Annotated in this window: 15 protein-coding genes; 9 read left to right on the forward strand and 6 right to left on the reverse strand. The window is 36.3% G+C overall.

All coding sequences use genetic code 11. The features are described 5' to 3' along the window. Nucleotides 1-47: 47 nt before the first annotated feature. Together RNZ46_RS08250 and RNZ46_RS08255 are read left to right on the forward strand one after the other, a co-directional pair. Nucleotides 48-1,010 (forward strand): NAD-dependent epimerase/dehydratase family protein, encoded by a 963-nt coding sequence (locus tag RNZ46_RS08250; protein ID WP_316984908.1) that lies wholly within the window; start codon nt 48-50, stop codon nt 1,008-1,010. Nucleotides 1,011-1,081: 71 nt separating this feature from the next. Further along, nucleotides 1,082-1,672 carry a HupE/UreJ family protein gene (locus tag RNZ46_RS08255; RefSeq protein ID WP_316984909.1) on the forward strand — a complete coding sequence of 197 codons (591 nt, stop codon included), beginning with the start codon at nt 1,082-1,084 and terminating at the stop codon, nt 1,670-1,672. A 191-nt stretch (nt 1,673-1,863) separates the two neighbouring features. Here the strand turns inward: RNZ46_RS08255 and RNZ46_RS08260 are convergent, their stop codons facing one another. Continuing rightward, on the reverse strand, nt 1,864-2,457 hold the full coding sequence (locus RNZ46_RS08260; protein WP_316984910.1) for a TPM domain-containing protein: 594 nt from the start codon (nt 2,455-2,457) through the stop codon (nt 1,864-1,866). Nucleotides 2,458-2,856: 399 nt separating this feature from the next. Here RNZ46_RS08260 and RNZ46_RS08265 point away from each other — a divergent pair, with 399 nt between their 5' ends. From RNZ46_RS08265 to RNZ46_RS08275, 3 genes are read left to right on the forward strand one after another with little or no spacing between them, the layout of a single operon-like run. Beyond that, nucleotides 2,857-3,288: a deoxycytidylate deaminase gene (locus RNZ46_RS08265; RefSeq protein ID WP_316984911.1), complete on the forward strand. Its 432-nt coding sequence runs from the start codon at nt 2,857-2,859 to the stop codon at nt 3,286-3,288. Further along, entirely contained in the window at nt 3,288-4,877 is a 1,590-nt protein-coding gene (locus RNZ46_RS08270) for a S41 family peptidase (RefSeq protein ID WP_316984912.1), read from the forward strand. The genes RNZ46_RS08265 and RNZ46_RS08270 overlap by 1 nt, the downstream gene beginning before the upstream one ends. Before the next feature lie 16 nt (nt 4,878-4,893). Next, nucleotides 4,894-5,421, forward strand: coding sequence for a hypothetical protein (locus RNZ46_RS08275; protein ID WP_316984913.1), 528 nt, complete (start codon nt 4,894-4,896; stop codon nt 5,419-5,421). Between the two features lie 12 nt (nt 5,422-5,433). Here RNZ46_RS08275 and RNZ46_RS08280 read toward each other — a convergent pair whose 3' ends face one another. The 3 genes from RNZ46_RS08280 to RNZ46_RS08290 all read right to left on the reverse strand — a co-directional run bounded on the left by RNZ46_RS08280 (nt 5,434) and on the right by RNZ46_RS08290 (nt 7,048). Further along, nucleotides 5,434-6,039: an NAD(P)-binding domain-containing protein gene (locus tag RNZ46_RS08280; protein WP_316984975.1), complete on the reverse strand. Its 606-nt coding sequence runs from the start codon at nt 6,037-6,039 to the stop codon at nt 5,434-5,436. Between the two features lie 157 nt (nt 6,040-6,196). Continuing rightward, nucleotides 6,197-6,400 (reverse strand): hypothetical protein, encoded by a 204-nt coding sequence (locus RNZ46_RS08285; protein WP_316984914.1) that lies wholly within the window; start codon nt 6,398-6,400, stop codon nt 6,197-6,199. A 60-nt stretch (nt 6,401-6,460) separates the two neighbouring features. Further along, the gene (locus RNZ46_RS08290) at nt 6,461-7,048 is read right to left on the reverse strand and encodes a MarC family protein (RefSeq protein WP_316984915.1); all 588 of its coding nucleotides are present in this window, start codon (nt 7,046-7,048) and stop codon (nt 6,461-6,463) included. 169 nt (nt 7,049-7,217) lie between these two features. Between RNZ46_RS08290 and RNZ46_RS08295 the strand changes: the two genes are divergently transcribed. The 4 genes from RNZ46_RS08295 (at nt 7,218) to RNZ46_RS08310 (ending at nt 13,250) form a co-directional block, all read left to right on the forward strand. Further along, nucleotides 7,218-7,781 carry a DUF3109 family protein gene (locus tag RNZ46_RS08295; RefSeq protein WP_316984916.1) on the forward strand — a complete coding sequence of 188 codons (564 nt, stop codon included), beginning with the start codon at nt 7,218-7,220 and terminating at the stop codon, nt 7,779-7,781. A 395-nt stretch (nt 7,782-8,176) separates the two neighbouring features. Then, on the forward strand, nt 8,177-9,451 hold the full coding sequence (locus tag RNZ46_RS08300; protein ID WP_316984917.1) for a ribonucleotide-diphosphate reductase subunit beta: 1,275 nt from the start codon (nt 8,177-8,179) through the stop codon (nt 9,449-9,451). Between the two features lie 2 nt (nt 9,452-9,453). Then, nucleotides 9,454-11,250 (forward strand): ribonucleoside-diphosphate reductase subunit alpha, encoded by a 1,797-nt coding sequence (locus RNZ46_RS08305; RefSeq protein ID WP_316984918.1) that lies wholly within the window; start codon nt 9,454-9,456, stop codon nt 11,248-11,250. A 236-nt stretch (nt 11,251-11,486) separates the two neighbouring features. Next, entirely contained in the window at nt 11,487-13,250 is a 1,764-nt protein-coding gene (locus tag RNZ46_RS08310) for a Na/Pi cotransporter family protein (RefSeq protein WP_316984919.1), read from the forward strand. A gap of 182 nt (nt 13,251-13,432) precedes the next feature. Here RNZ46_RS08310 and RNZ46_RS08315 read toward each other — a convergent pair whose 3' ends face one another. Beyond that, nucleotides 13,433-15,796 carry an inorganic phosphate transporter gene (locus RNZ46_RS08315; RefSeq protein ID WP_316984920.1) on the reverse strand — a complete coding sequence of 788 codons (2,364 nt, stop codon included), beginning with the start codon at nt 15,794-15,796 and terminating at the stop codon, nt 13,433-13,435. A gap of 69 nt (nt 15,797-15,865) precedes the next feature. Further along, nucleotides 15,866-17,062: a porin gene (locus RNZ46_RS08320; RefSeq protein WP_316984921.1), complete on the reverse strand. Its 1,197-nt coding sequence runs from the start codon at nt 17,060-17,062 to the stop codon at nt 15,866-15,868. Nucleotides 17,063-17,148 lie beyond the last annotated feature (86 nt).

A 17,148-nucleotide genomic window follows, 5' to 3' on the forward strand; every position in this document is an offset into this window, starting at 1 on the left:
AATATAATCTTGTTATTTTTAATGTATTCTCATTAACTGTGTTTAAAATGAACCCAAAAATATTGATTATTGGTGCTTGCGGACAAATTGGTTCGGAATTAACATTTAAGCTCAGACATATTTATGGCGATAATAATGTAATTGCAAGCGATATAAGCTACAGTAATTTAGATATTGTAAACTCTGGGCTTTTCGAAATTGTGGATGCCCAAGACTATGCCAGTATTAATATGTGCGTTGAAAAATATAACATCGACACCGTTTATTTAATGGCTGCTTTGTTGAGCGCTACGGGCGAGAAATTCCCGATGAAAGCTTGGGATTTGAATGTGAATTCCCTATTCAATGTTTTAAATTTAGCAAAAGCAAAGTTTGTAAAACAAGTGTTTTGGCCCTCTAGTATTGCTGTTTTTGGGCCTTCAACACCATCTGAAAATACGCCACAATACACGGCCATGGAACCCACAACCGTTTACGGCATTACAAAACAAGTTGGCGAACGGTGGTGCGAATATTATCATCAAAAATACGGTGTAGATGTTAGGAGTTTGCGCTACCCGGGCATTGTAAGTTGGAAAACCCAAACCGGTGGTGGCACCACCGATTATGCCGTAGATATTTATCACAAAGCCATTACCGATAAAAAATTCGATTGTTTTTTGGCCGAAAACACCAAGCTTCCCATGATGTATATGGATGATGCCATTAAGGCCGCCATCGATATTATGCGTGCCGATGCCAGTACCATAAATATACGGTCGTCTTACAATTTGGCAGCCATAAGCTTTACGCCTAAGGAAGTGGCGCAATCGATAAAAAAACACATCCCGGAATTCGAAATAAGCTACACACCCGATTTCAGGCAAGCCATTGCCGATAGTTGGCCAAAAAGTATAAACGACCATGCGGCACGACAAGATTGGCATTGGAAACACGCCTTTTCGCTAGAAGCTATAACCAAAGAAATGCTTTTTCATTTGGATAAAAAATATAATACAACAGTAAAATAATAGAAAAACAGCCAAAACATGTCTTTATTCGTATATTTGACGCACCTAATTAACCCTAAATCTCAATTAAAATGCTTGACAATTTTTTATTCAATGTAAAATACGGCATGAATCACGTGCTGGATATAAATGCCTACGACCACGTTTTATTTCTAATCGTACTTACCATTCCCTATGTTTTTAAAGACTGGAAACGCGTTTTACTACTCGTTACCGTTTTTACTTTGGGGCATACCTTGTCGCTTGTTTTGGCGGCCTACAATGTGGTAAGTGTTAACGCTCAAATGGTAGAATTCTTAATACCCATAACCATTTTAATTGTGGCGCTGTACAATGTGTTTACCGCTGGTAAAGGCGCACAAAAAGAAAAAATAGGCGTCCTGTTTTTAACCACCCTATTTTTTGGATTAATACACGGTTTGGGCTTTGCGCGCGAGTTTCACATGCTTTTAGGAGCCACCGACAACAAACTGGTTTTACTACTGGAATTTGCTTTAGGCATAGAAGTTGCCCAAGTTATAATCGTGTTTATCGTACTGTTTTTAAGCTATGTGGTGCAAACCATATTTAGGTTTACCAAGCGCGATTGGATTATGGTGATATCGGCAATCGTAGTTGGTTTGGTTATCCCCATGTTGCTGAATAACGACTTTTTGGCTTAAATAATTATTTGGGCGTTACCCCCAGAAAAAGGGGGTCGGGCTTTCCGCTATATCTTTTTAAACGTCATTGCGAATGAGGAACGACTGTGGCAATCTGTTAAATTTTAGTTCTTATTAAACTTTATTTTTCTCATTTTTAAAAAGGATGCCGCTGCAATCCCTAACGCGGGCTAATTTGGGGTAAACAGTGCTTATTCCCAAAGCAGGATCAATTGGTTTAACCCACTTTCAATGCCACTGTAATAATGGCCTTTTTTAAATTCAGGAATAATAGTATTGTCAAGTACACTTTTGCAGATTTCATCAGTTAGCTTTTGCTCTGTTCCTGTTCCTGTTGCAATTCTAATCTGTCGTAAATTTTTACTGAATAAAATTATAAGTCCGTTGTCCTTTTCTGGTTTTCCAATTTTCCATTCATTCGCCAAATCTGTTGAATAATCCTTCATGTTCCCGTACGGTTCAATTGAGCTTATCGTAACAATTGCAATTTCTCTAGTCGTTTTTTGTTCGTAATCAGTAATTATTTTGGTTAGATGCGAAATTTGTCGCTCACTGAATATTTTTTCAAAGTCCGATACATAACCCATTGGCAATGGAAAATTACCAATACTGTCTAACACCAAATTAGATGATTTGGATTCCGAATAGTCTTTTTCGTTTTCAGTCCAAACATTTTTTGACTGGTGTGCGGCAAAAGGTGCGGCAACAAATTTTGGTAAAACAAATGCTAAGAGCATGTATAAAACCCCTATCGAACCAGTTATTATTAATATTTTTTTCTTCATTTAAGTTTTATTCGGGTTGTGTGCAAGATGTTAAACAATAAGTTTTTTGTTACTGAAACCCCGTAAAGATAAACTTTTTACTACATCATTTATAAGCCTATTTGGTTTATTGTAAGGTTTGTAGCTATTTTAAAATGTTGCTACACATATTAAATTTTCGCAAAAATTTAACGAACTTGCGTTGCAATTAAAATACGAAGCGAGTATATTCGTTATACCAAATAAAATATGAGGTTTCGCGTTAAGGATTGCAGCGGCATCCTTTTGCTTTTTTTGCAAAAGATATAGCGGAAAGCCTGACCTTTTGCGATCCTGCAAGGTTTCTTGTGCTGAACTTGTTTCAGTATCCAACCTTGTAGGTATGAGTAAAAGGTAACGCCCAAATTATAAAATAAATTAATGCCAGAACACAAACAACTCAAGTACGATAAGGCTTATTTAAGAATTGCCAAAGAGTGGGGGAAATTATCGTACTGCAAACGCCGGCAAGTTGGCGCACTTATTGTAAAGGATAGAATGATAATCTCCGATGGGTACAACGGTACACCTTCGGGATTTGAAAATTTTTGTGAAGATGAAGAAGGCTACACCAAATGGTACGTGCTGCATGCCGAGGCCAACGCCATTTTAAAAGTAGCGGCATCAACCCAATCGGCAAAAGGCGCCACCTTGTACATTACCATGTCGCCCTGTAAAGAATGTAGTAAATTAATACATCAGGCAGGTATTGTAAAAGTGGTTTACAACCAAGCCTATAAAGACGATTCCGGATTGCGCTTTTTAGAAAAAGCAGGCGTAGAGCTTAAATTAATTGAAGAAATAAACAAATAATGCCCTATCAAAAAAAATATTTACCCTTGGTTTTAGGAGTTGCTATCGCAGCCGGCATTTTTATTGGCGGCAAGTTGAATTTTACCGATGCGCCAGACCGCTTATTTTCCACCAATAGTAAAAAAGATAAACTTAACAGACTCATCGATTATATTGATTACGATTATGTTGATGAGGTAAACACCGATAGTATTGTTGATGTTACGGTTAATGGCATTTTGGATAATCTGGATCCGCATTCGGTGTATATCCCCAAAGAAGATATGGAACGCGTTGCCGAAAACATGAAAGGTGATTTTGTGGGCATAGGTATTAGTTTTTACCCTTATAGGGACTCCATTGCGGTGATTAGACCTATTGAAAACGGACCAAGTGCCAAAGCAGGTATTAAAGGTGGCGACCGCATTATTATGGCCAACGGAGATTCGCTTTTTGGCAAAAAATTACGAGACGGCGAGATTATTAAAAAACTAAAAGGTCCCATTAACAGCAAAGTTGATTTGAAAGTTTACAGAAAAGGAGAACCTAAACTTTTGAATTTTACCGTTAAGCGAGACCACATTCCCATTAAAAGTGTTGATGCGGCGTATATGTTAACCGAGAAATTGGGTTATATAAAAATCAATCGTTTTGCTGAATCAACGTATAAAGAGTTTAAAAAAGGATTGGAACAACTTATCGACCTTGGTGCCACAGAAATTGCCTTGGATTTACGCGACAACCCAGGTGGTTTTTTAGGTATTGCCGAACAGATTGTTGATGAGTTTTTAGAAGATGATAAACTCATATTATTCACAAAAAACAAACGTGGTAGCATCGAAAAAAGTTTTGCAACCAGTAAGGGTGATTTCGAAAAAGGCCATGTGTATGTGCTGATTGACGAAAACTCAGCATCGGCAAGCGAAATTGTTGCCGGCGCATTGCAAGACAACGACAAAGGTACCATTATTGGGCGACGCTCGTATGGCAAAGGCCTCGTGCAGCGCGAAATGGATTTGGGCGACGGTAGTGCCGTACGATTAACCGTATCGCGCTATTATACGCCAACCGGTCGCTCCATTCAACGGCCGTACAAAAAAGGACATAAAGATTACTACGACGAGTATTTTGAACGCATGGACAGTGGCGAACTCCTCGATCCAGAAAAAATTAAAGTTGCCGATTCGCTAAAATTCACCACGCCAAAAGGCAAAATTGTATATGGCGGTGGCGGTATTATCCCCGATGTGTTTGTACCCATAGACAATAGCATGCACAACGAAACCCTTTCTCAATTATTTAGGCGCGGGTTTATTGGTAATTTTGTGTTTAGGGAATTGGATAAAAACAGAGGCGCATTCAGTAACATGTCTAGACAAGATTTTATTGATAATTTTGAAGTTGAAGAAGATTGGGTATATGCCATAGAAGATTATATTAATCTGAGACTTAATCATAAAATAACCTTTGTGGCGTACCACGACGAAGTGAAACAATACATTAAAGCCACTTTAGCCGACCAACTTTTTGGCAGTGGTGCTTTTGAAGAGGTGTTCAACCAGCGCGATATTATGATTGATGAGGTGATTAAGTTGAGTGATGGGGAGTAGAAATAGAATGTTATTGATGATTTTAGTTTCATTCTGCAATAACTTAATTGCTCAAAAACCTTTAGCTGTAAATGAAGCATTATTGTTATGGAATCATAATAAAAAAATAGAATGGTCAGATTTTAGAGGAAAAGTTCCGAATGATAAAGGGCTGAAATTAGCTGTAACTTCTTCCGAGATATCAATTAAAGCTAGTTTTTATAAAGGCGAGATTCCTGTATATATTGTTAAAAGTTATTTTAATAAAAATGAATCTTGGACCTCTACTAAAAGTATAAAACATTTAATCCACGAAAGATTACATTTTGATATAACTGAGTTGTTTTCAAGAAGAATAAGGCATAAACTTGATCTTCTTATGAAAGAAGGAGTAAAAGATGTTAATGTTTATAAAAAAGCTTACAGAAAACTTCTTGATGATTATAGCAATGAGCAAAACAAGTATGATAGTGAAGTTTATTTTAATAATGAGAAACAGCATGAATGGATAAAAAATGTTCATAAAGAGTTAGAAGAACTTAAAGAGTATAAGTATTCCAGCTAAATTACTGAAAGACTATTCAATCTTATCATGCACCTTAGTATGCTTACCACCGTTCCAAAGCGTTAAAATATCGGTCGCCACATGTGCGCCACTACCCGAAGCTATGGCAAACTGACTGCGCCAACCAGCCAATGTGCCGGCAACATAAAGGTTTTCTTCTATTAAATGATTGGTGTTTTTTAACCAAATTCGGTCTTTTTCAATGGCTGCTTTTGGATGTGGTTCTATATAATCCCGTAAACCTTTTATACGCATTAAATTGGTGTATCCCACCGCGATAACCACGAGTTTAGCTTCGTATGTATTTTTATTGGTTTCAACTTTAAAGCCGTGAACGGATTTAGAAATCGCAGAAACCTTTTCGGTTTCAATTTGGGCAACATGCGGATATAAATCGCTTAATTGCTTTTTGCCTTTCTCTAAAATGGAAGCCCCGGTAGTTCCAGGTTCTAAACCTAAAACATTATTAAATAAAGCATTTTGTAAATGCGATGTTTTTTGATGTGTTATTACAGCAATTTTTTTGTTGACTGCAAATGGTTTGTTTTTTGCAGACCCTAAAACCAAGGCGCAAGATAAGCCTGCAGCGCCACCACCAATAATTAAAGCATCGTACATCAAAGTTATTGAGTTTAAAATTAAAAAAATCGAATTGTTTTTCTTGATTCGAATAAATCAAAAAAATAAAACATAGCCTAAGCAGCGCTTAGAATGTTTTGGGTCAAACAGGTGCAGGAAACAGCCTTAAAGTGTCCTTTTGAAGTTAAACAAGTTACTAACTATGTTTTTTTACCTTTTGCTCTATACGTTTTGAGATTCGTAAAATTCCCATCATTATGATAACGCAAATCGAGGCCACTATCGCAATTAATGCGATGATGCTTTCACCTTGAAAAGGGGCATTGAAATCTACCTTTGTAAAGTTAAAAATAATAAGTCCTAAAGCTGCAATACTGAGTATTATGGTTAAAAGTTTCATGTATTTATAATTTTATCGTTTTGTAATCATCTTTATTTGCCAAACGCCAAATGGGGGTTCTTATACAAGGTCAAACAACGCTTTAATGTTATGGGCAAATAATTTTACGGCAATGGCCAACAATACAACACCAAACACCTTGCGGACAATGTTAATACCATTTTGCCCTAAGAAACGCTCTATTTTCGATGAGGTTTTAAGCACAATATAAATAATAATTACGTTTAATAAAACCGCAACAATAATATTTTCAATTCTAAACTCGGCGCGTAACGAAAGCAAAGTGGTTAAACTACCGGGGCCAGCAATTAAAGGGAATGCCAACGGAAAAACGGCGGTAGTCAGGGCATCGTGTTCTTCCTGTTTGTAAAGTGTAATGCCCAAAATCATTTCTAATGCAATAAAAAATAAAATAAAGGCACCGGCAACCGCAAACGAGTTCACATCAATGCCAATAAGGTTTAAAATGCTTTTTCCTAAAAACAGAAATAAAATTAAAATAATACCAGCAATTAGCGATGCTTTTTCACTTTGTATATGTCCTGCTTTTTTACGCAAATCTATAACAATGGGAATGTTTCCAATAATATCAATTACGGCGAATAACACCATAAAAGCAGTGAATATTTCTTTAAAATCGAGTTGCATGTGTTTTAGGTTTAATTTTTCGGCAAAAGTAGATGATTATAACCGATTTATAGCATTATTTTAATCTAAAGTTTACATACTTTTGCCTATGCAAATACAGTTGATAAAAATAGGTGTTTTTCAACAAAGTGTAAAAGCAATATTTTTTAATGAGCTTAAATAGTAGGGTATGTTTCAATTAGGTAAAACCATAGTTTCAGAAGATATTATAGAAAAGGATTTTGTGTGTAATCTATCAGCCTGTAAAGGTGCCTGCTGTATTGATGGCGATGCCGGTGCGCCACTTGACGAAGAGGAAGTTCAAATACTCAAAGACATCTATCCTAAAGTAAAGCCTTTTTTACGAAAAGAAGGTATTGAGGCTATTGAAAATCAAGGTACACACATTACTACAGAATTTGGTGACCTTGAAACTCCTTTAATCAACAATGCTGATTGCGCTTATGTGATTTTTGATGATAAAAACACTGCACTTTGCGGCATTGAAGAGGCTTATAATCAAGGTGAAATTTCTTGGAAAAAGCCAGTGTCTTGTCATTTATATCCCATTCGGGTTAAAGCATATTCTGAATTTTTAGCGGTAAATTATGATAAATGGGACATTTGTGATGATGCCTGCACACTTGGTAAAGAATTACAAGTTCCGGTTTACAAATTTGTAAAAGAAGCCTTGATTAGAAAGTTTGGTGAAGATTGGTATACGGAGCTGGAAAAAGTCGCTAAAATTTTGTAGAATAACCGTCTTAAACACCAGCAAAACATAGGTTTTTTAAGTTAAAAATCTTTAATTTTTATGTTCACTTTTTAAAAACATGAAAAAATTAAAACGTTGATTTTCAGTTAATTGCTGATTTTTTATGTAAACTTCTTGTTTTCAACGGTATTCTTTGTTTGTTAAAAACTTGTTGATAAGGTTTACAAAACACCCTTTCTTTTTTCAGAACAATTGCCAACCTTTGTTAAGAGCAAATAAGTTAGATTTTCTGTTTCATTTTGGTTAAAATAAAACGATAGGGAATCTGATTTTTTTTGGAAAACACGCGCTATATTCTTTCTTAAAAAAAGAAATAATTTAGATTTTTTTGTTTTACACGGGTCTTGCAACCAACTAGCTATTAATTATAACATATGGAGATTACACAAATTATTAAAAGAGATTACGAAACAAGTCCTTTTGTTTTAAACAAGATTTCTAATGCCATTGAAAAAGCCATGCTTTCTGTTGGAAACGGCACCAAGGAAGATGCAAACGGCATTGCCGTAAATGTTTTACAAGCCTTATTGGATAGAAAGGCAAAAGATTACAAGTACGTGCCAACCGTGGAGCAGGTACAAGACCTTGTTGAGGAAAAGTTAATGGAAAGCGCCTTTCACGATGTGGCGAAAGCCTATATTTTATACCGAGACGAGCAGGCTAGAAACAGAAAAACCAATATTTTTGAAAAGCGTATAAACTTAAAACCTTACGAGTATCCTGCGCTTAACGATTATGTTGATGCCATTAGGCACTCTTATTGGATTCATTCAGAATTTAACTTTACTAGCGACATACAAGATTTTAAAACAAAACTTACCATTGTAGAGCAAAATGCAATAAAAAACACCATGCTTGCGATTTCGCAAATAGAGGTGGCGGTTAAAAGTTTTTGGGGCGATCTTTATAACAAAATGCCGAAGCCGGAAATTGGATCGGTGGGAGCTACATTTGCAGAAAGCGAGGTAAGACACCAAGACGCTTATTCGCATTTACTGGAAATTTTAGGTTTAAATAACGAGTTTAAACACCTAAAAAAGAAACCCGTAATTATGCGTCGTGTGCATTACTTGGAAACCGCATTAAAAAATGCAAAAAGCGAAGATAACAAAGAGTTTGCCGAGTCTATATTATTGTTCTCGCTGTTTATAGAGCATGTTTCTTTATTCTCTCAGTTTTTAATAATCATGGCTTTTAATAAGCATAAAAACATGCTTAAAGGGGTTTCAAATGTTGTTGAAGCAACTTCTAAAGAAGAGCAAATTCATGGCGATTTCGGGATAGATGTAATTAAAATAATTAAAGAAGAAAACCCAACGTGGTTTGATGACGAGCACACAAAATTAGTACAGGATTTATGTAAAGAAGCCTTTGAGTCTGAAAGTAAAATAATAGACTGGATTTTTGAAGCTGGAGAATTAGAGTTTTTACCAAAAGATGTGATTAACGAATTTATTAAACATCGTTTTAACAATTCCTTAGAGAGCATAGGTATTGAAAAAGTATTTGAAATAGACCAAAAATTAGTTGAAAAAACAGAATGGTTTGACGATGAAATTATTGGCACAAAACACGGGGATTTCTTCGTAAAACGATCTATAAACTACAGTAAAAGAACAAAAAGTATAACCAGCGACGACCTATTTTAAAAATGAGCGACTACACCAACAAAACCACAGCAGAAAATTTACAACAACAAGAAGCAGGAACTTCAAAATTCGACGAATTAATTAATGCCAGAACCGAGGCTATAAAAGAGGCTACTAAAAAACCAGAAATTAAATGGTTAACAGAGAACAGTCGTAAGTTTTTATCATCAGGTTACTTAACAGACAATACAACACCCGAAGAGAGAATTAAGGAAATTGCGCTAAATGCAGAAAAAATATTAAAAATAGACGGTTTTGCAGATAAGTTTTATGGCTATATGGCCGAAGGCTATTATTCGTTGGCATCACCGGTTTGGTCTAACTTTGGTAAAAAAAGAGGTTTGCCCATTAGTTGTTTTGGTTCGCATATTTCCGATGATATGGGCGATATTCTTTACACTCAGTCCGAGGTAGGCATGATGTCTAAACTTGGAGGTGGAACTTCGGGGTATTTTGGCAAACTGAGACACCGAGGCGCGCCTGTAAAAAACAATGGTGAATCGTCGGGTGCGGTTCATATCATGCAACTTTTTGAAAAAATGGTGGATGTTGTAAGTCAGGGTTCTGTACGACGCGGTCGTTTTTCGCCATACCTTCCTATTGAGCATCAAGATATTCATGAGTTTTTAGAAATAGGAACAGAAGGAAACCCCATTCAAGAATTAACACACGGTGTTACCGTTGGAAACCAATGGATGGAAGAAATGATTGAAGGCGATACAGATAAAAGAGCTATTTGGGCTAAAGTGCTGCAACGCCGCGGTGAAATAGGTTATCCTTATATTTTCTTTAGAGACAATGCCAATAATGCTGCGCCGGAAGTATATCAGGAAAAAAAGCATGAAATCTACGCCAGTAATTTATGCTCGGAAATCATGTTGCCAACAAACGACAGATGGTCTTTTGTGTGCGTGCTATCTTCAATAAATTTATTGCATTACGATAAATGGAAAGATACCGATGCCGTTGAAACTATGGTGTACTTTTTAGATGCCGTTTTAGAAGAGTTTATTACCAAATTAGAAGTATACAGAGATTCTACAAATCGAGACGACCAGCAAACCTTTCTGTTTATGGAAAAGGCCTATAATTTTGCCAAAGAAAACAGAGCCTTAGGTATGGGCGCTTTGGGGTGGCACTCGTTATTGCAGTCTAAAATGTTGTCTTTTGATAGTCAAGAAGCTTTCAATTTAAATAGTGAAATATTCAAGACCATTGGCGAAAAATCGAAAAAAGCATCCCAGGAATTAGCTAAATTATATGGAGAGCCAGAGGTGTTAAAAGGCTACGGAAGACGAAATACCACATTAAATGCCGTGGCGCCAACAACGTCTTCAGCCTTTATTTTAGGGCAAGTATCGCAGGGTATTGAACCCATTTGGTCTAATAGTTATGTAAAGGATATTGCGAAAATTAAAACCACAATTAAAAACCCGTTTTTAGTCGAGCTTTTAGAAGAAAAGGGATTAAATACAAGCGAAATTTGGAAAAGCATTCGCGATTACGATGGTTCCGTGCAGCATTTAGAAGAACTTACAGACCATGAAAAAGAGGTGTTTAAAACCTATTCCGAAATCGATCAAATGACTATTATTTACCAAGCGGCAAATAGACAAAACCATATCGACCAAGGGCAATCTTTAAACATTATGGTGCACCCAGACATGCCAGTTAAAGATATTAATAAGCTTTACGTAACGGCTTGGAAATTGGGCGTAAAATCGCTGTATTACCAACACAGTATGAATGCGGCACAGAAGTTTAAGCAAAAGAAAGAATGCACGAGTTGCGAAGGATAATTAACAATAAGTTTTAAGTGTAAACAAAGCCACCTCAATTGGGGTGGTTTTTTGTTTGCTGACCATTCATAAAAAAATGTTATTTTTAGTTTTTTAACTTAACCTTAGGCTGCTCTCTAAACTATGAAACACCAAATGTATACAACTTTACATGCTTCACGTCCGTGGCAGTTAATTGATTTACAGTTCGTTTTAAGGTGTTTTTTGCCGATTAAAAACTAAAATAAGTTAGCGCTATGATTAGAAAAGCAACGTTTTTTGTCCTTTTAATTGTAATAGCGATTCTTCTTTTTTTTAACCCGAATTTTAAAACGATTTCGGCGGGTGTTGCCATTTTACTATTTGGCATGATTATGTTGGAAGAAGGATTTAGGGTTTTTACCAAAGGTCCACTTCAAAGAATATTAAAAAAGGCAACAAACAAGCTTTATAAAAGCATTACTACTGGTGCTTTGGTTACGGGGTTAATTCAGTCTAGCTCGTTGGTTTCGGTAATAACCATTTCGTTTGTCAGTGCAGAGTTAATCACTTTAGCTGGCGGTATAGGATTAATTTTTGGCTCAAATATCGGCACGACAGCCACGGCGTGGTTAGTAGCAGGTTTTGGCCTAAAAATAAAGGTGTCTACTTTGGCAATGCCCATGCTGGTTTTCGGAATTATTTTTGCATTTCAAAAAAACACAACTCTAAAAGGTGTTGGTAATGTTTTAGCGGGCTTGGGCTTTTTCTTTTTGGGAATTCATTATATGAAAGAGGGTTTTGATGTTTTTAAAACCTACTTCGATTTGTCCCAATATGCCGTTTCTGGATTTTTGGGTGTTTTTATTTATACAGGCTTGGGAATTATTATCACTACCATTCTGCAATCAAGTAGCGCCACTTTGGCTTTAATTTTAACGGCGCTTGCCGCTGGACAAATAGAATACGAAAATGCCCTTGCTTTGGCCATTGGAGCCAATGTGGGTACCACCATTACGGCTATTATTGGGGCGTTGGGCTCAAATATTGCTGGCCGAAGATTGGCGGGGGCTCATTTTGTTTTTAATATGACCACAGGGTTAATAGCCATTGCGTTTATCTTTCCGTTGGCTCGATTGGTGAATAATTTGTCCGAGGTTTTACAGATAGCAGACACCAATTACACCTTAAAATTAGCCTTGTTTCATACCATTTTTAATGTTGTGGGCGTGGTGGTCATGATTCCCTTTATTAAAAAACTTGAAGTTTTATTGCAAAGGGTGATAAAAGAAAAATCGGATAAAGATATTGATGAACCAAAATATTTAAACGCCGCCGTATTGAAATTTCCAGGAACCGCTATTTCAGCATTAATTAACGAGTCGAGATATCTTTATAAAAACAGCATTTTCGAAATTGTGGCGCATGCATTAAATATTCATAGGGAAGACATTAAATCCAGTGAAAAAATAAAGAAGATTGTAAAAAAATCCGATATCGATTTTAAAACCGATGTCGAAGGTTTGTACTATACCAAAGTAAAAACCATTTATAGCGAAATTATTAGGTATGCCACCACAGCACAAAGTGATTTAAAACTTAATAAAAAGCAAATAAAGGTGGTTTCTGAAATAAAAATGGCGAACAGAAAAATGGTTGAAATTATAAAAAGCGTAAAAGAGCTGAACAAAAACATTACCATGGCATCGGCATCAAGCAATAAACATTTGCAAAATGAATACGATAGTTTTAGAAAAAAACTAACCAAGGTATTGCGGGTTATCTATTTGTTTAGAACGGAAACAGATCACGCAGACTACGCCCGAAAACTCAAGCAATTAAGAAAAGAAGCAAAAGCAAATATTAGGCAAAGTAACACCTCTATTGATCGATTGATTAGAGAGGATTTAATTACGGCTAAAATGGCGTCGTCGCTTTTTAACGATTATGCCAATGTAAACGATATAATAGACAAGCTCATTGAAATTGCCGAACTGTTATACGGTAAAAAGGACACACTTTTGGAGAATAAAACGGAATAAAACCTGTATAACAGAAGACGTTTTTGTTCTTCTGAACGCCATTAGTAATCCTAAATGTTCATAACCTAAGATGCTTCACTGAACTATATTAAAATTCCCAAAACCAAAATTTATTTGGCTTTAGGAATTTTAATGCGACATGCTTTATTCAATGATTTTTTTCAGACAAGCTATTTTAAGGTTTAGTTGTCCTTTTTCTTTTTGTCTTTATCAGATTTGCTGCCAACTTCCAAAACGTCATCTACCACACTAATAGTGGCTGGTTTTACAGAGGCATCATGCGAATTGTAATATTCGTCTAAAAGATTCATGGTGGCCGTTAATAAATCTTTGGTTTCCAATAATAAACTAAAGTATAGCGTTGTGTTTTTTGGACTAGATTCTTCTGTTCTTGTTCTAGAAACTTGCTTTGCGATTTTATCGGTTACCAAGTCGTACACCTCTTTTTTGCGTTTAATAATCTCTCCTATTTGCTCAAAAGAGTGCGAATCGAAAGCTGCTTTGGTATCGTTAAACAGGGCTTCAAGGGTGTTATCAACATCTTTAAGTTCTTTTATTTGACTAAATTTAAGTTTCTTATGGTTGTTGTTAATGTGTTTGTGGCTCACTTTAGATATGTATTCCAACGATTGTGTCATATCCTGTAAGTAGCCTAAAATATTAATATAAAAACTACTTGCGCGTAAACTGGTTTCATCTAAATTTTTAATAAAATAGAATATATTATCCCTTAATTCATCAACTTCTGCCATGAGTTTAGCCACCTGCTTTTTATTCTTTTTAAGAAGTGTTAAATCTTGTTTGGCCAACCCTTTTACAGCATTGGTGTAAATCCTGTTTCCGCGTTTTACAACATTCGCAATATTGCCGGCACTTTCGTGGATAACACCTTGCACTGATCGACTTCCTGTTTTTTTCAGGCTGTCCTCGGCACCTGTTTCCTTAGACTTATTATTGTGGGCTATGGTGCTTCTTATAAGCAAAGCTATGGCTAACAACAATAAAATAGGGAACATCACTTTGATGTTTAAATTTAATAAGTAAGCTACTAAAGCGGCTGCGGTAAAGGCACTAAAAGCAGTAAAAAACCATCCGCCAATAACGTTAATTACACCAGCAACACGATATACGGCACTTTCTGCACCCCAGGCGCGATCTGCTAAAGAGGTACCCATAGCCACCATAAAAGTTACATAAGTTGTAGATAGAGGCAGTTTGTAAGATGTGGCGATAGAGATTAATACCGCGGCTACCATTAAGTTAACGGCGGCTCTCACTAAATCGAAAGCTGGGAGCTCCTTGGCTTTGTCTTTTGATGCCTTTACTACGGGAACTTCAAATTGTTTTTCTATTTTATCTTGCCAAGATTTAGGCAACATGTATTCTGACATTTGAGACATTAACATAGCCGATCGTACAAATCCGCGCGATAAAAAATTAGGCTGAAAACGCTCTTTTGTCTCACCTTGGCTCGCTAAATCCAAAGAGGTTTTTACAACATCTTTCGCTTTGCTTGAAAACCAGAGTGTTAATACCATAATCATACCTGCTCCAAATAATAGCCAGTTGTTTGTTGGTACTTTTTCAGCTAGGATCTCCATAGAAAACTCTGTGGCCAAAGTACCTGAACTTAAAAAGGAAGCGGTCCAAGCTTCGTAAGCATTAAAAGCCGCAATGGGTACACCAATAAAGTTTACCAAATCGTTACCGGCAAAGGCTAAAGCCAATGCAAAGGTGCCCACGATGATAATGAGTTTGTAAATGTTGGTCTTAAAAAAGCTTATTAATGCATAAGCCAATAAAGACCAGATAGCGAGACTTATTAAAATGATTAATAATACCTGGTGTTCTAAAAAGTCATTCATTGTTTCACCACCAAGAATATCATATGATTCTTTGGCATAAGAGGTGCCTTTTAATCCTTTTATAAAAATAAAATAAGTAATGGCAGTTAAGGCTAAACCACCAAATAAGGCGCCAACCCAAGCTGCTTTCTTTTCAAAATTATAAGACAATAATAACCTTGCAACCCATTGCACCATGGCCCCAATGGTAAAGGCGACGACGACCGAGAGCAAGATTCCGAAAATAATCTGAGATGCTTTTGATGTGTTTATATAACCAACAACATCGCTAAAATTACCTCCATCGGCACCAATTTTAATTAGAGCCATGGCTACCGCAGCGCCCAATAATTCAAATACAATAGAAACAGTAGTTGATGTGGGCATCCCAACAGAATTGAAAAAATCCAATAACAGAATATCCGTTAACATAACGGCCATGAAAATAATCATGATTTCGTTAAACATAAATTCCCCGGGGTTAAATATGCCTTTTCGTGCCACTTCCATCATACCGCTTGAAAACACCGCGCCAACGGCAACGCCAACACTGGCAACAATCATAATAGTTCTAAAAGAAATGGCTTTAGAGCCAATAGCAGAATTTAAGAAGTTTACCGCATCATTACTTACGCCAACAACCAAATCAGCAATGGCTAAAAGGGCTAAGGCAATAATCATGTATAAGTATAAGTTTTCCATAATTTAGTTTAAAATAGTTTGTAAATATCTTTAGACTTTTTTGTTGTAATGTTACCTAAATGTTATGTTTTAAAAATGAATATCGAATTGCAAGCGCCACATCAATTCGTTGTTACCGCCATTAATTTCCAAATAACTGATATCGGTTTGCACTTTTAATTTATGCCCCACAATATATTTTGAAACGCCCAATGTATATTGACTTTCTGGGTTTTTTTCTGTAATATTTTGGTCTAATTTTATGTGGGTGTAACGTCCAGAGATTTCCCAATCGTTTTTGCATAAAATACCCGTTTGAAGGTTTAAGCCTTTGCCAACCTGAACTTCATCGTCTGTTAAGCTGCCATCAGAATTTTTGGCCCATGGGTCTTGGGCATCTCTATCGGCATATTCTGCCATAAATGAAAATCCTTTGTATTTAAACATCGCATCAATAAAAAGTGTGTTGATATTGGTTTCAAAAAAACCGGTATCGCCATCAATAGCCATGTACGACCCTTGATTACTTCGGGTTTTAACCGCATTGTTGTTATGGTCGTAACTTACACCCAAAGCCAGTTTTGGCGTTTGTTCCCTTATTAAATCGGCGCCTACATAATCGCCTTTACTTGTAAAATTCCCAAAGGGCAATAATTCTATACGGCCCGTGTATTGATGGCCGCCTAAGTTTCCGGTAGTAATATTTCTGCCTTCGCCTTGCGCTACAGAAAATATTTCTTTTACAACAAATACATCGGAAATATTAAATTGATGTCTCAATTGCACACCTAAATCTCTGTCAATATTAAATCGGCTATTTAAAAGCGAGCGATCCACCTGTTGCAAATTTCCAGAAGATATAATACGATCCCGATTCCCCGGAAGTTTTGTTTGTCCGAACCAAAGATCGAAACCCGGAGCAAAATTCCATTTTATCACCGCGTCTAAAATATATCGAGGCGCATTACTTGTAAATGGCGAAGCACCAGAAATATCGCGATTGGATAAGCCCAACTCCAACTTATATTTAAGTTTGGGCGTAAATGCGTAACCGTCAAATTTTAAACGGGCACGACGGACTAAGAAGTTCGACTCGTTACTTTGTCCATCTTCCCAATTAGAAATGGCTAGAAATTGCATTCGTGCACCAATTTTCATGGTCCAACTACTATCTTGTCCAACAAGGTTAAAAAGACCTTTGCCAAACTTTGGAGATTTAACCTCTTGCGTATGAGATGATAAAATGGCAAAAAGGCCTAGTGCAAAACAGGTAAACTTAAGCTTCATTATAATGTTTTAGTTTTTGTCGCTGCAAAGAACTAAAAACAATGTTAACTTAATGTTTCCTAATGATTAAATTTTTATAATAAAAA

Source organism: Hwangdonia lutea, from assembly GCF_032814565.1.
Taxonomy (GTDB): Bacteria; Bacteroidota; Bacteroidia; order Flavobacteriales; family Flavobacteriaceae; genus Hwangdonia; species Hwangdonia lutea.